Below are 13,879 nucleotides of genomic sequence, written 5' to 3'. Positions count from 1 at the left end.
GGTCAAGCCCGGAGCGGTGGTGTACGAGGTGATCGTTCGATGGTGATGTTCAGGCGCTGATGGCGCGGGCGATCAGGTCGGGGTTCACCTCCTCGGTCAGGAGGACTGTCTCGCGGTCGGCGAGGGCTGCGCGGGCTTGTTTGAGGGCCTCGAGTCCGAGGTAGCGGCGTTGTTCGGCCCATTCGTCGTGTTGCTCGGCCAGGACGGCACCGACGAGGCGGATGATCGCTTCGCGGTTGGGGAAGATGCCCACGACATCAGTGCGCCGGCGGATCTCGCGGTTCAACCGTTCGTTGGGGTTGTTGGACCAGATCTGTCGCCACAACACTTTCGGGAAGATCGTGAAGGCGAGGATGTCGGCGCGGGCGTCCTCGAGGTGCTCGGCTACTGCGGGGAGCTTGTCGTGCAGCCCCTCGAGGACGCGGTCGAACTGGGCGTGGACGGCTTGGGCGTCGGGTTGGTCGTACACCGAGTGCAGGAGGGCTTTGACCCAACCCCACTGCGATTTGGGGGTCGCGGCCATGAGGTTCGCGGCGTAGTGGGTGCGGCAGCGTTGCCAGGACGCAGCTGGCAGGGTCGCGCCGATGGCCTCGACCAAGCCGGTGTGGGCGTCACTGGTGACCAGGCCGACCGGGCCTTCTTTGGTCAGGCCGCGGGCGACGAGGTCGCGGAAGAACCCCAGCCAGCCCGCACCGGATTCGGTTGTCGCGCACTGGATACCGAGGATTTCGCGGTAGCCGTCGGCGTTGACGCCGGTGGCGACCATGACCGCGACCTTGACCACCCGCCCGTTCTCACGCACCTTCATCGTGAGCGCGTCGGCGGCCACGAACGTGTACGGCCCCTCGTCCAAGGGTCGGGTCCGGAACGCCTCGACCTGGGCGTCCAGGTCCTTGGCCATCTCGGAGACCTTTGACTTCGACAAGCCGGTGATGCCCAGCGTGCGCACCAGTTTGTCCATCCGGCGGGTGGAGACCCCAAGCAGGTAGCAGGTGGCCACGACGGTGGTCAGGGCGGCTTCAGCGCGGCGGTGCCGTTCCAGCAGCCACTCCGGGAAGAAGCTGCCTTCACGCAGCTTGGGGATCGCGATGTCGAGAGTGCCGGTGCGAGTGTCCAGGTCCCGATGCCGGTACCCGTTGCGCCGGTTCGTCCGCTCGGTTGACCGGGTCCCATAGTCGGCGCCGCACACACTGTCGGCCTGCGCCGACAACAAGGCGTTGACGAAGGTGGAGAGCAGGTCACGCATCAAGTCCGGGCTGGCCTGCGCGAGCTGCTCGTGCAAGAACACGTCAGGGTCGATACTGAGGTTCGCGGTCATCGCGATGCTCCATTCGAGAGTGCTGTGAGAGGTTCACTCGAAGGATCACGCGGTGACCGCACCTGCATCCAGCAGGGACACGCCACCGGTGTCGACGTACACCAACGCTACGGACTCAACTCGAGCCGATCGGAATCGGAGCATGCAGCGTGGCACTCGGGAACCTGCTGACCACAGCCTCCACCCACGCCGTTCGAAATTCGGCATCCATCCTTTGCGGTTGAGTCTCTAGCCATGCGACAAGGCGATCGACGCCGACGACCGAGACATTTCTGACGCTCTGGCCGGTCGCCATCTGGCTCGATCGCTGACCTGCCATACAGAGAACAGCCATCACCGGTGCACCCAGCAACCGCGCCTTCATTCGTGCGGTCCAGGTTTGCCTTCTTCTTCCGGGGGTCACTCGCTTCGCACTCGTGACCACAGCGGATAGGCAACTCAGTCGCCGAGCAACGAAAGCGCAGAAAGGGTCGCGTAGACCTCAGTGGCAGCGGGCGCCTCGCCCTCCCAGTTGATTGCGTCCACCGTTACAGCTGCGTTGCCGCCCGCGGGAACGAAATTAAGGAAGGTGAAGTCCCCACCAACGATCTTGTTGGCACCGTCGCGATAAACCGCGGTGACGATAACGTCCTTAAGGTCTTTGGTGAACGGGGAGGTCACCATTGCGACTGTCTTCATGCCAAAGTCGTTCTTGGTGCTGGCGACGCCATCCACAGTGAAGTTAGCCGGCTTGTCTTTGAGCGCTTCCGATCGACCAGGCATCATTTGGACCTTCATCGTCGCTACATCCTTGATGTCATGCTTGTAGCCGGCCTGCGCTGCCTTCGTGCCCGGCAGGATGGCGGTGATGACGTGCTGATCGCTGGCGATAACAGAACCACTCGCGGACTCGAACGAAACTTGCAGCTGGACGCCCTCCGCGATGCTTGATCCCGGGTTCTCGACGATGACGGCATACGTGACGCCGGGGCTTAGGTACTCACCGCCCGTCAACTGGGTGAAGCCGAAATCTGAGACCGCGAGTTTCGACTCCGGAGCCTTGCTTGTGGCCGTAGACGAACTCGCGACGGCGGACGAAGAGGTCTGGCCCCCTGAAACGACTGACGACTTCTTTTCGCCGCTGGTCTTAGTCGATTCCGCCGCCGATCCGCAGCCCGCTAGCAACGCCCCTAGAACTGCCACTACTGCGGGGAACGCATTCTTCCTCATCGAATGTCCTTTTTGGAATGAGAGGCACGCGAGCCCTAACGGCCGCCGTGGTGTCATGATCGCACGCTTACCCTGAGGCTTTCCTGGGACGTGGTACTCGTTGCAGACTACTCAGGTTCTCCAGTGAGGCGTCAAACTGCCCAGCAGGGACGCACGCGGGGCTCAATGGTCATCCACCGAGCCCCGCGTGTCCCGAAAGGCGTTGCCCGCGTCAGCTGCAGCCGGAGGTGCTTCCGCAGCCTTCGCAGACGTAGCACGACCCAGCCGGGCGCATCTTCGTCCCGCAGGTCATGCACATCGGCGCGTCCGCAGCCTTCTTGTCGCCGAACTTGGCGAGCAGGTCGGCCGAGGAGTGGATCTCCGAGGAGACCTCACGCGCCGAGGCGGCACCCGCGCCGGACGTGACCGCTGCCGCGTCGAGCTTCTCGGCGTGCGGCGCCTCCTGCTTCGGCTCGGCCGACTTCTTCGGGGCCTGGGCACCGATGCCAGTCGAGTAGGACTCGATCTCGTCCTCGACGGCCTCGGCGTCGGTCTCGTCGACCGTGGACATGTCGTAGGAACCGGTCTCGAGCTGGTGGGCGCGCTCGTCGGCGGTGTGGATGCCGTAGAACGAGCGGGTCTCGAAGTCGAGGTGGTCCAGGGCGAGGCGACGGAAAACGTAGTCCATGAGGGACTGGGCCATCCGCACGTCCGGGTCGTCGGTCATGCCGGCCGGCTCGAAGCGCATGTTCGTGAACTTCTCGACGAAGGTCTCCAGCGGCACGCCGTACTGCAGCGCGACCGAAGTGACGATCGAGAAGGCATCCATGACACCGGCGAGCGTGGAACCCTGCTTCCCGAACTTCAGGAAGACCTCACCGAGGCGACCGTCGTCGTAGGTGCCGGCCGTGAGGTAGCCCTCGGCGCCGCCGACCTGGAAGGACGTGGTCTGCGAGGTGCGGCGCTTTGGCAGTCGCTCACGCGTCGGGCGGTAGACGACCTTCTCGACGACCTTGGCCTCGGCCGCCGCGCCCGCGCCCGCAGCCTTGTCCGCCGCCGCGTCCTTGGCCGTCGAGCCACCGTCGGAAAGCGGCTGGCCGACCTTGCAGTTGTCGCGATAGACCGCGAGCGCCTTGAGGCCGAGCTTCCAGCCCTGGACGTAGACGTCCTCGATCTCCTCGACCGTGGCCGTCTCCGGCAGGTTGACCGTCTTGGAGATGGCCCCGGAGAGGAACGGCTGCGTCGCCGCCATCATCCGCACGTGACCCATCGGGGAGATGGCGCGCGCACCCATGGCGGTGTCGAAGACCTCGTAGTGCTCCGTCTTCAGGCCCGGGGCGTCGATGACGTGACCCTTGTCAGCGATGTACTCGACGATCGCCTCGATGGTCTCCTGGGTGTAGCCGAGCTTCTTGAGCGCGCGCGGGATCGTCAGGTTGACGATCTGCATCGAGCCGCCGCCGACGAGCTTCTTGAACTTCACCAGCGAGAAGTCCGGCTCGATGCCCGTGGTGTCGCAGTCCATCATGAAGCCGATGGTCCCGGTCGGGGCCAGCACCGACGCCTGGGCGTTGCGGTAGCCGTTCTTCTCACCGAGCTTGACGACCTCGTCCCACGCCTTGGTGGCAGCGCGGTGGATGTCCTTGTCCATGACCCCAAGCGTGCGGACCGCGTCGTTGGCAGCGGCGTGCTTGCGCATGACCCGCTTGTGGGCGTCCGCGTTCCGGGCGAACCCGGCATACGGGCCGACGACCCCGGCCAGCTCGGCGGAACGCTTGTAGGCCGCACCCGTAAGCAAGGACGTGATGGCCGCAGCCAAAGCCCGCCCACCGTCGGAGTCGTAGCCGTGACCGGTCGCCATGAGCAGCGCGCCGAGGTTGGCGTAGCCGATGCCCAGCTGGCGGTAGTCACGCGTCGTCTTGCCGATCGACTCGGTCGGGAAGTCCGCGAAGCAGATCGAGATGTCCATCGCCGTGATGACGAGCTCGGCGACCTGCTGGAACTTGACCGCGTCGAACGTGTCGTCGTCCTTGAGGAACTTGAGCAGGTTCAGCGAGGCCAGGTTGCACGAGGAGTTGTCGAGAGACATGTACTCCGAGCACGGGTTGGACGCGGTGATGCGGCCGGTCTCGGGGTTGGTGTGCCAGTCGTTGATCGTGTCGTCGTACTGGATGCCCGGGTCGGCGCACTCCCACGCGGCGGTCGCGATCTTGCCCATGAGCTCACGCGCGTCGATGGTCTCGATGACCGAGCCGTCCTTGCGCGACCTCAGACCAAATTCCCGCCCTTCCTCGACCGCACGCATGAACTCGTCGTTGACCCGCACCGAGTTGTTGGCGTTCTGGTACTGCACGGACACGATGTCCTTGCCGCCCAGGTCCATGTCGAAGCCCGCGTCACGCAGCGCGCGGATCTTGTCCTCCTCGCGCGCCTTGGTCTCGACGAACTCGACGATGTCGGGGTGGTCGACATCCAGGACGACCATCTTGGCCGCACGACGGGTCGCACCACCGGACTTGATCGTGCCCGCGGACGCGTCGGCGCCACGCATGAAGGACACCGGCCCGCTCGCCGTGCCGCCGCTGCTCAGCAGCTCCTTGGAGGAGCGGATGCGCGAGAGGTTGAGGCCGGCACCGGAGCCGCCCTTGAAGATGAACCCCTCTTCCTTGTACCAGTTCAGGATCGAGTCCATCGAGTCGTCGACCGACAGGATGAAGCAGGCGCTGACCTGCTGCGGCGACTTCGTGCCGACGTTGAACCACACGGGCGAGTTGAAGCTGAACACCTGGTGCAGCAGGGCATAGGTCAGCTCGTGCTCGAAGAGCTCCCCGTCCTCGTCGGTCGCGAAGTAGCCGTGCTCCTTGCCGGCCTTGACATAGGTCAGGACGACACGGTCGATCAGCTGCTTGAGGCCGGACTCACGCTCGGGTGTGCCGACCGCGCCACGGAAGTACTTGGTCGTGACGATCGTGCTCGCGTTGACGCTCCAGAAGTCGGGGAACTCGACACCGCGCTGCTCGAAGATCGTCTCGCCGGTCTTCCAGTTCTGCTGGACGACGTCGCGCTTCTCCCACGTCACCTCGTCGTAGGGGTGGACACCGGGGGTGGTGTATATCCGCTCGATCTTCACACCTGCACTCCCCTTCGTGCCGTTCTTGCGGGCACCTGCACGTGCGCCGACGGTCTCGGTCATGTCCTACTCCTCTTTCGTGTGTGACTTGCTTCAGTTCTATCGGTGACCACTGACAGTCGGTCTGTGGCCGGGTCATGCGTTGGCGTATGCCGCGCGCTCACCCCTGAGGTGCGCCCGCGGCATACGCGGTGGTCAGGTGCGGGGTGTGGGCTCTTCGGCCGTGGCAGGCCGCTCGGCCCGCAGCAGCGTGATCGCGGCCTCGAAGTCCTCGAGGCTGGTGAACGCCTGGTAGACGCTCGCGAACCGCAGGTAGGCGACCTCGTCGAGCTCGCGCAGCGGCTCCAGGACGGCCAAGCCGACCTCGTGGGCGTCGACCTCGGCCTGTCCGAGCCCTCGGATCGTCTCCTCGACCCGCTGGGCCAGCAGGGCCAGGTCGTCCTCGGTGACCGGCCGACCCTGACAGGCCTTGCGGACGCCGACGAGGACCTTCGCGCGGCTGAACGGCTCGGTCGCGCCGGACCGCTTGACCACACTGAGCGCGGCGGTCTCGACGGTCGTGAACCGCTTCCCGCACTCGGGGCACTGACGACGCCGGCGGATGCTCGAACCGTCGTCGGTGGCGCGGGAGTCCATGACCCGTGAGTCGGTGTGGCGGCAGAACGGGCAGTGCATGGTTCGCGCCTCCTTGTGGACGGATCGGTGGATTCCCTGTGCTCATCAGTGTCAACAACTTGTGCAGAACGTTGCTTCCATGTGCACAACATGTGGGCGAACAACAACGGTGTAACCACTAGATGTAGTGCAATCATGCGCGACTGCGAGGTGGGACGCAAGCCCTGGGCGCGACGACTTTCGGCGGGCCACGTTTGCGCAGGTCAGAGCCTCTTTCCAACTTTCCGCATGGGCGCGTCGGCATGTCACAGGCGGGTCTGGACACAACTTCTGGTGCTCCTGGGACGGACGAGGCACCACAACTGGTGGTGCTGGCACAGTTGGGGCCACGACCCGTTGGGAGACGCACCCGCTGACGCCGGCCCGTCTCGACGACTCTGCCGCGGTGGTCAATCCGAAGGCGATGTTCGACGCGGCCGGTTTCGAGGTCATCGGGACGACGAAGGCGGTGTCGTCGGGCATGCCCCGACTCGTCATGCGCCACACGTTCTGACCGCGGTGTCCACGGCGCGCCGGACTCACGACACGCCGGACACACCAGCCTCCACGACCACTCGCGGCACGCACGCCACCCTTGTCCCATGGCGATCGCCCCAGCCTGGGACCACAGTGCTCCCCCACTGCCTCGCTTCGCGCTGCCCGGTCGGTCGCGCGCACTCCCGACCTATGCACCTGGCCGTCACCGCGACGGTCGCGGGTCGTGGTTCAAGTCACTGATGACGGCGCTCCTGCCGGGACGTCGGCACGTCGCCCGGCACACGGTCGGCTACGTCACCGACCAGCATTACGCCGGCCGCCACCGCGGCTGATCCCTGACAGGCTGGGCCCGTGCCCCGCCCCGTGCCGCTCGCTGGTGTCCATCGACGCCGACTGGCCACCCAACGACTCACCGCGGCACCAATGCGCGGCGCCACCGACGTGGTGCGCCACCTCCTCGCCGTCCAATCGCAGGACGCTCCCCTCGCCGCGTGGTCTCTTGCCATGCGCTCCCGCTCCGAGTCGTATGCCGCGGTGCTGGCCGAGCAGGCCGGCCTCGGCTTCGTCCGCACGCACGTGCTGCGCCCGACCTGGCATCACGTCGCGGCCGAGGATCTGCGGTGGCTGCAGGCCCTGACCGGCCCGCGGATCGAGTCGGGTCAGGCGGCGCGCCACCGAGCCCTCGGTCTGGACACGGCCGCCAAGGATCGTGCGCTGACAACTCTCGGTGAGCTCCTCGGGGGCCGAAATGCGCTCACCCGCAGGGAGATCCAGGCCGAGTTCGCGGCCCGCGGGCTGCCCCACGGCGGGGAGCAGATGGGGCATCAACTCGCCACGGCCGAAGTGCGCGCCGTCATCTGCGGCGGTCCGCCGCGCGGCACCGAGCACACCTACCTGCTCGTCGACGAGGTCATCGCGCACACGCCCGACGACGACCTGCCCACGCGCGACCGGCCGGGCGCCATCCGGCGGATGGTGCACCGATTCCTCAGTGGCCACGGCCCCGGTGACGAGCGAGACCTGCTGCGGTGGGCCAACATTCCCCTCACCGAGTCGCGAGCTGCCATCGCCGAGCTCGTCGAGGAGGGCATCCTGGAGAGCCTCACTGTCCGCGACGAGGCCGGTGAGGAGTTCATCCTCCACGCCGACCCGACGGTGCGGCCGCGGACCACGCGGGAGCACGCGGCATACCTGCTGCCGACCTTCGACGAGGTCACGCTCACCTATGCGCGCACCGGCTTCCCGCTCGCCCGCGCCACCTTGGACCGCAGCCGACTGATCGCCGAAGCCGGCGGCGGGACGGTCGTCATCGGGGGTGTCGACGTCGGACTGTGGAAGCGCACCGTCACGGGTCGCAAGGTCTCGGTCACGATCCACCCGGAGCGGCCGCTCACCGAACCCGAGCGCGATGCCGTCGACGAGGCCACTGCGCGGCTGACCGCCTTCCATGAATGAGGGGCGCCACCGTCGCGACGGACGGTGGCGCCCCTGCGCTGCAGAACCGGGTCGAGGAGTTCGGCAGCAGAACTGAGCCGGGTCGAGGGACTCAGTAACTCGGGATGACGATGCTCGCGCCGGCGCTGATGGCGGCGGAGTTGAGGTTGTTGGCGATCTGGAGGCGCTGGACGGCCTCGCGGATGGGCAGGCCGGGCATCTCGCGGGCCGCGATGGTCGAGAGGGTGTCGCCCGAGGCGACGGTGACCGTGGCCAGAGGTGCCGCGGGAGCCGGGGCGGCGAAGGCGCGGTTGACGCCGACCACGGCGGCAATGACGGCCAGGGCCAGGACCACGAGCGTGATGGCCAGCCGACCCCGACGGGTCAACTGCAGTCCGCCGGCGGCGACCCCATCTCCGGTCGGCACCAGCGTCAGGTGCCGGCGCGGCGTGCTCTCGACGACGCCGACCTCGTCCCAGGTCAGTGCGCTCATGTCTGCCTCCTGCTGATCCTTCCGGGCCCGAACCCGAAACTGTGTTCGATAGAACGTCTGTACGATGTCTAGCACGAGTGTTCGAGAAACTGCAAGACACGCTCGTACATTTGTTTGAAACCTGTGTTCGAACCCCGTAGGGTCCTTCCCACGACGAGAACACTGTCAGGGACCACCGACAGCCCACTGGCACCGGCTCTGACCTGCGGAAACGAGGAGACCATGGCGGGACGCAAGGACACCGGCGGCGAGATCCACGAGCTGCCCGACCGCGACACCGGCGAGGGCCTGACCAATCGTCAGCGCAAGGTCCTCGAGGTCATCCGCAACAGCGTCGACCGCCGTGGTTACCCGCCGAGCATGCGCGAGATCGGTGAGGCCGTCGGGCTCACCTCACCCAGCTCGGTGGCCCACCAGCTCGCGTCCCTGGAGCGCAAGGGCTACCTGCGCCGCGACCCGATGCGCCCGCGCGCGATCGAGGTCGTCTCCCCTGATGCGCCCAACGCCCCCGGCTACCGCGGGCACAGCGTGTCCAGCGCCGACCCGGACGCGACGATCGACGAGACGGGCATCCATGACGAGCGCCCGGAGGCCTCCTACGTCCCGGTCGTCGGCCAGATTGCCGCCGGCATCCCGATCACGGCCGACGAGCTGGTCGAGGATGTCTTCCCGCTCCCCAAGCAGATCGTCGGCGAGGGCACCCTCTTCCTGCTCAAGGTCGTCGGGGACTCGATGATCGATGCCGCCATCTGTGACGGCGACTGGGTGGTCGTCCGGCAGCAGCCGACCGCCGACAATGGCGACATCGTCGCGGCGATGCTCGACAACGAGGCGACGGTGAAGACCTTCAAGCGCAAGGACGGCAAGGTGTGGCTGCTGCCCCACAACGCCGACTTCAGCCCGATCGACGGCGACCACGCGACGATCCTCGGCAAGGTCACCGCGGTTCTGCGCCGAATCTGAACTGCCCGAATCTGACGGATCCGGGCAGATCAGTCGTCCCGGTCCCCCAGCCAGGCTAGGGCACGCTGGCACGACTCGACCATCTCGTCGGCGGTGCCGCTCTCGGCCCAGAGCTCGTACCACTCGTTGTCCTGGGCCCGGATCGCCCGACGGAGCACACGGCGAGACTTCTCGATGAGCTCCTCGTCGACCTCGAAGGCGTCCGCAGCCAACCAGTGCGGGCGCGAGGATTCCTCCACTGCCGCACCGGGATTGACCACGGCGCCAACGGCTGCCGCGGCTGCAACGGCTGCCGACATCTCGGGCGCCTCGATGTAACCGTCAGCGAGGAGCACCTCGTCGAGGGCTGCCACGACCAAGTCGGGACGCCCCTGCGGCGTGGAGTCCTCGAGGTCCCCCATGACGTCGAGCGCGTTGTCGTTGTCGAAGAGTCCAGAACCCCAGGCACCCATGGTGGCGACGCTACTGCAGTGCTGGTGTCACTCAGGGTGGGGGTGCACAATCTGCCCATGCGTCGGCGACCCGTCCCGCGCCGGGTCCGACCGGTCGCCGTGATTTCAGCTCTCGCCCTGGTCATCGGGCTCGGCGGTCTCACAGGTCTGGCTCCCCCGGCTGCGGCGACAACTGCCGCTGGCGTCACCGAAACCGAGGCAATGGTTCCCGTCGGTACCGAGCCGGACGGCACGCCGGTCCAGATCGACACGAGCACCTTCGCTCCGGGCACGACGGGGCGCCATCCGGCACTTCTCCTGGCCCACGGCTTCGGGGGGAGCAAGGCCGACCTGGACACGCAAGCCAAGAGGTATGCCGCGCAGGGGTGGGTCGTCGTCACCTACACCGCCCGCGGCTTCGGGGCCTCCGGTGGGCGGATCCACCTCGACGACCCCGCCCTCGAGGTCGCCGACGCCCGCACCCTCGTCGACACCCTCGCTGCACGGGACGACGTCCGACTCGACGCCACCGGCGATCCGCGGGTGGCGGTGGCCGGCGGGTCCTATGGCGGGGCGCTCGCGCTCATGCTCGGTGCCACCGACCCCCGCATCGACGGCATCGTCGCCTCGATCACCTGGAACGACCTGGCCCTGTCCCTCTTCCCCCAGCAGGGGCTCCCGGCCGGGGACGGCCGACCCACCACACCGGCGCGAATTGACCCCACCGATGTCCCGGGGATCTACAAGCAACTCTGGGGTTCCCGCTTCTTTGCCGGGTCAGTCGCCGGCAGCCAGGGCACGAGTGCACCCCCGGCCACCTCGACCACCCCCGCTGATCTGCTCTGCGGGCGCTTCGACCTGAGCCTGTGCCACGGACTGACCGCCGCGGCCGAAACCGGCACCCCGGCACCCGAGCTGCTCGACACCCTGCGCGGTCACGGTCCGAACGCCGTGATCGGTGACCGCATGCCCCCCACCCTGCTCATCCAGGGCCTCACCGACTCCCTCTTCGGCCTCGACCAGGCCGACGCGAATGCCCGCGCCATCGCCGCCACCGGGGCTCCGCTCGCCGTGCGGTGGACCGACGGCGGCCACGACGCACGCTCGGCCACCCAGGCCCAGGACGACGCCGCGGCCGAGGCGTGGCTCGGGCACTACGTGAAGGCCGAGACCAAACCGGCCCTCGAGGGATCCCTGCCGGTCGCCGCCTTCACCTATGCGCTCCCCCAGGCGCGCCGGCAGAGCGCACCGCCCCTGGTGACGCTCCCGGCATACCCGGGATTGGGCGAGGACGACGCCACGTGGTCCACGATCCCGCTCGTCGCCGCCAAGGACTCGAGCCGCATCCTCACCCCGCCCGGCGGCCAACCGGCGTCGACGACCAGCATCCCCGGATTGGCCGCAGCCGGCCTCTCACTGCCGACCTACCAACTGGCGGCCCTGCCCGGGCAGTCGGCCCACATGGACACGCGCGACGTCCAGCGGATGACCATCGTCGGCTCGCCACGCGTCACCCTGACGATCACGTCGGTCGCGCCCGAGGTGACCCTCTTTGTCTCCCTCTGGCAGGTCCAGGGCAGCGCCGTCAGCCAGCCGCGGCCGCTGGTCGCACCGGTGCGGGCACGGGTCACGCCCGGGGTGCCCACGGAGGTGACGGTTGCCCTCCCCGCCGGCACGTGGACGGTCGAGCAGGGCAGCACGTGGCGGGTGCTGGTGACCAGCACGGACACGGCCTTCGCGGGTTCACGCGACGCGCGAGCGGACGTCATTGCCTTCCCGACCGCCCTGGCCGTGCCCACGGCCGTCGGGACACCGGTTTCGGTTGCCGGGGAGCGGGACACCGAATCCTGGCTGCTCGCCGGCGCCCTCGTCGCGCTGCTCGCGGGGCTCGGTGCGCGCGCCTGGTGGGCCCGACGGCGCCGGGCTCGACTCCCCTTCCGCGAAGACCTCGCCGACGTGCCGCTCGTCGTCTCGCACCTGGTCAAGACGTATGCCGATGGCCACCGCGCCGTCGATGACGTCTCGTGGCGCGCCGAGCGCGGCCAGGTCGTCGGCCTGCTCGGCCCCAACGGTGCCGGCAAGACGACGACGATGCGCATGATGCTCGGCCTCATCCGACCCGACTCGGGCACCGTCCACGTCGCCGGACACCCGATCACTCCCGGCGCGCCGATCCTCGGTCGCGTCGGCGCCCTGGTCGAGGGCCCCGGCTTCCTGCCGCATCTGACCGGCCGCGAGAACCTCCAGGCCTTCTGGCGGGCCACCGGACGGCCGGCCGAGGAGGCGGGCTTCGAGGAGGCTCTCGACGTCGCGGCGCTCGGTGGGGCTCTCGACCGGCCGGTCCGCACCTATTCGCACGGGATGAAGCAGCGCCTCGGCATCGCGCAGGCAATGCTGGGCAAGCCGGACGTGCTCTTCCTCGACGAGCCCACCAATGGGCTCGACCCACCGCAGATCGCGGCCATGCGGCCCATCCTCCAGGCGTATGCCGCGACCGGCCGCACCGTCGTCGTCTCCAGTCACCTGCTCGCGGAGGTCGAGATGACCTGCAGCCATGTCGTCGTCATGCACGCCGGTCGGGTCGTCACGGCCGGCCCGGTTGCCGAACTCGTCGCCAGTGAGGACACGACGGTGATCGAGACCGCCTCGGCCCCAATGGAAGGTGCCCTGGCAACGTTGACCGGGGCCCACGGCATACGGTCCGTGGAGGTGATCGACGAAGGTGACCGCGCCAAGATCACGATCGTCGCCGACCGTCCTCGACCCGAGGTCGTCCGCCTCGCGCTCGATGCCGGGCTGGACGTGACGGGCGTCGGGAGCAGGCGCCACCTCGAGGAGGTCTTCCTCGGGGTCATCGCGTCCGCGCAGGAGGTCGGCGGAGCTCAGGACTCCGGGGCCGGCGGCGTCGTCGAGCGGCTGCGACAGGTGCGTGCCCGATGAGTGCCCCCCTGTCGTTTCGTGCCGAGATCGGACGCCAACTCGGTCGTCGGCGCACGGTGTGGATCTTCGGGATCCTGATCGTGCTGCCGCTCCTGTTCGTGGCGGCCTTCTCCCTCGACAGCGGGCCTCGTGACGGCGGTGCCAACGCGGGCACCCGGCCGGTCGATCTCGCGACCGGTGGCGCGGCCAACTTCACCATCTTCGTGCTGCTGGTCAGCGGGGAACTGTTGCTCTACATCGTCGCGGCCCTCCTCGCCGGCGACCCGGTGCCCGCCGAGGCGTCCTGGTCGTCCCTGCGCTATCTCCTCACGGCCCCGGTGGCTCGCGCGCGGCTGTTGACGAGCAAGCTCGTCGTCGGGTTGCTGTCCTTGGCCGTGGCCGTGGTCGTGCTCGCGGTGTGGGCCCTGCTTGTCGGTTGGATCGCCTATGGGACAGCGGTTTTCACGATTCCCGGGGGCGGGACCATGCCTTGGGGCACCTTCCTGCCCCGGTTGGCCATCGTGCTGCCCTATTTGTTTGTCTCGGTCCTGCCGATTGCAGCCATCGCGTTCTGGGTGGGAGTGCGGACCGACACCCCGCTTGCCGCTGTCGGCGCTGCCCTCATTGCCTACATCGTCGCGGGGATCCTCGACTCGATCGACGCTCTCGGAGACTGGCGCAAGGCGCTGCCCGGGCACTACTCCAGGGCGTGGTTGGACCTGCTCTACAGCAGTGACCCGGACTGGAGCGCGATGCGCCACGGCGTGCTGTGGTCACTGCTCTATGCGGTGCTCTTCGTCGCCATCGGCTTCCGCCGCTTCGACCGCAAGGACGTCCTGTCCTGACGGGAG

General features: G+C 67.9%; 11 protein-coding genes. 5 read left to right on the top strand and 6 right to left on the bottom strand.

The annotated features are described in order from the left end of the window. Nucleotides 1–49: 49 nt before the first annotated feature. From BN10_RS10780 to nrdR, 4 genes are all read right to left on the bottom strand, one after another. Nucleotides 50–1,318: an IS256 family transposase gene (locus BN10_RS10780; protein WP_010849552.1), complete on the bottom strand. Its 1,269-nt coding sequence runs from the start codon at nucleotides 1,316–1,318 to the stop codon at nucleotides 50–52. A gap of 438 nt (nucleotides 1,319–1,756) precedes the next feature. Further along, nucleotides 1,757–2,527, bottom strand: a complete 771-nt coding sequence (locus BN10_RS10775) for a hypothetical protein (RefSeq protein ID WP_010851278.1) — start codon at nucleotides 2,525–2,527, stop codon at nucleotides 1,757–1,759. 211 nt (nucleotides 2,528–2,738) lie between these two features. Beyond that, complete coding sequence (locus tag BN10_RS10770) at nucleotides 2,739–5,699, bottom strand: vitamin B12-dependent ribonucleotide reductase (RefSeq protein WP_010851277.1); 2,961 nt, start codon at nucleotides 5,697–5,699, stop codon at nucleotides 2,739–2,741. A 132-nt stretch (nucleotides 5,700–5,831) separates the two neighbouring features. Beyond that, nucleotides 5,832–6,311 carry a transcriptional regulator NrdR gene (gene nrdR, locus BN10_RS10765; RefSeq protein WP_010851276.1) on the bottom strand — a complete coding sequence of 160 codons (480 nt, stop codon included), beginning with the start codon at nucleotides 6,309–6,311 and terminating at the stop codon, nucleotides 5,832–5,834. 581 nt (nucleotides 6,312–6,892) lie between these two features. Here nrdR and BN10_RS10760 point away from each other — a divergent pair. Continuing rightward, nucleotides 6,893–7,120 carry a hypothetical protein gene (locus tag BN10_RS10760; protein ID WP_010851275.1) on the top strand — a complete coding sequence of 76 codons (228 nt, stop codon included), beginning with the start codon at nucleotides 6,893–6,895 and terminating at the stop codon, nucleotides 7,118–7,120. A 19-nt stretch (nucleotides 7,121–7,139) separates the two neighbouring features. Next, complete coding sequence (locus BN10_RS10755) at nucleotides 7,140–8,243, top strand: winged helix DNA-binding domain-containing protein (protein WP_010851274.1); 1,104 nt, start codon at nucleotides 7,140–7,142, stop codon at nucleotides 8,241–8,243. Between the two features lie 91 nt (nucleotides 8,244–8,334). Here the strand turns inward: BN10_RS10755 and BN10_RS10750 are convergent, their stop codons facing one another. Further along, nucleotides 8,335–8,715, bottom strand: coding sequence for a LysM peptidoglycan-binding domain-containing protein (locus BN10_RS10750; protein WP_010851273.1), 381 nt, complete (start codon nucleotides 8,713–8,715; stop codon nucleotides 8,335–8,337). A 222-nt stretch (nucleotides 8,716–8,937) separates the two neighbouring features. On the opposite strand from BN10_RS10750, the gene lexA reads away from it, so the two are divergent. Next, on the top strand, nucleotides 8,938–9,678 hold the full coding sequence (gene lexA, locus BN10_RS10745) for a transcriptional repressor LexA (protein WP_010851272.1): 741 nt from the start codon (nucleotides 8,938–8,940) through the stop codon (nucleotides 9,676–9,678). 29 nt (nucleotides 9,679–9,707) lie between these two features. Here the strand turns inward: lexA and BN10_RS10740 are convergent, their stop codons facing one another. Further along, a complete protein-coding gene (locus BN10_RS10740; RefSeq protein WP_010851271.1) occupies nucleotides 9,708–10,130 on the bottom strand; it encodes a DUF4259 domain-containing protein in 423 nt (140 codons plus the stop codon). A gap of 57 nt (nucleotides 10,131–10,187) precedes the next feature. On the opposite strand from BN10_RS10740, the gene BN10_RS10735 reads away from it, so the two are divergent. Both BN10_RS10735 and BN10_RS10730 read left to right on the top strand, forming a co-directional pair. Next, nucleotides 10,188–13,049, top strand: a complete 2,862-nt coding sequence (locus tag BN10_RS10735) for an alpha/beta fold hydrolase (protein WP_156917213.1) — start codon at nucleotides 10,188–10,190, stop codon at nucleotides 13,047–13,049. Further along, complete coding sequence (locus BN10_RS10730; protein ID WP_010851269.1) at nucleotides 13,046–13,873, top strand: ABC transporter permease subunit; 828 nt, start codon at nucleotides 13,046–13,048, stop codon at nucleotides 13,871–13,873. Before BN10_RS10735 ends, BN10_RS10730 begins: the two co-directional genes overlap by 4 nt. Nucleotides 13,874–13,879: the final 6 nt, after the last annotated feature.

This window comes from Phycicoccus elongatus Lp2, assembly GCF_000367525.1.
GTDB lineage: Bacteria > Actinomycetota > Actinomycetes > Actinomycetales > Dermatophilaceae > Phycicoccus_A > Phycicoccus_A elongatus.
This window is presented reverse-complemented; position numbering and strand designations above follow the sequence as displayed.

What these genes read in the sequence shown, in the direction of transcription:
- BN10_RS10780 (WP_010849552.1), bottom strand. Translation starts at nt 1,318, where the DNA reads ATGACCGCGAACCTCAGTATCGACCCTGACGTGTTCTTGCACGAGCAG.
- BN10_RS10775 (WP_010851278.1), bottom strand. Translation starts at nt 2,527, where the DNA reads ATGAGGAAGAATGCGTTCCCCGCAGTAGTGGCAGTTCTAGGGGCGTTG.
- BN10_RS10770 (WP_010851277.1), bottom strand. Translation starts at nt 5,699, where the DNA reads ATGACCGAGACCGTCGGCGCACGTGCAGGTGCCCGCAAGAACGGCACG.
- nrdR (WP_010851276.1), bottom strand. Translation starts at nt 6,311, where the DNA reads ATGCACTGCCCGTTCTGCCGCCACACCGACTCACGGGTCATGGACTCC.
- BN10_RS10760 (WP_010851275.1), top strand. Translation starts at nt 6,893, where the DNA reads ATGGCGATCGCCCCAGCCTGGGACCACAGTGCTCCCCCACTGCCTCGC.
- BN10_RS10750 (WP_010851273.1), bottom strand. Translation starts at nt 8,715, where the DNA reads ATGAGCGCACTGACCTGGGACGAGGTCGGCGTCGTCGAGAGCACGCCG.
- lexA (WP_010851272.1), top strand. Translation starts at nt 8,938, where the DNA reads ATGGCGGGACGCAAGGACACCGGCGGCGAGATCCACGAGCTGCCCGAC.
- BN10_RS10740 (WP_010851271.1), bottom strand. Translation starts at nt 10,130, where the DNA reads ATGGGTGCCTGGGGTTCTGGACTCTTCGACAACGACAACGCGCTCGAC.
- BN10_RS10735 (WP_156917213.1), top strand. Translation starts at nt 10,188, where the DNA reads ATGCGTCGGCGACCCGTCCCGCGCCGGGTCCGACCGGTCGCCGTGATT.
- BN10_RS10730 (WP_010851269.1), top strand. Translation starts at nt 13,046, where the DNA reads ATGAGTGCCCCCCTGTCGTTTCGTGCCGAGATCGGACGCCAACTCGGT.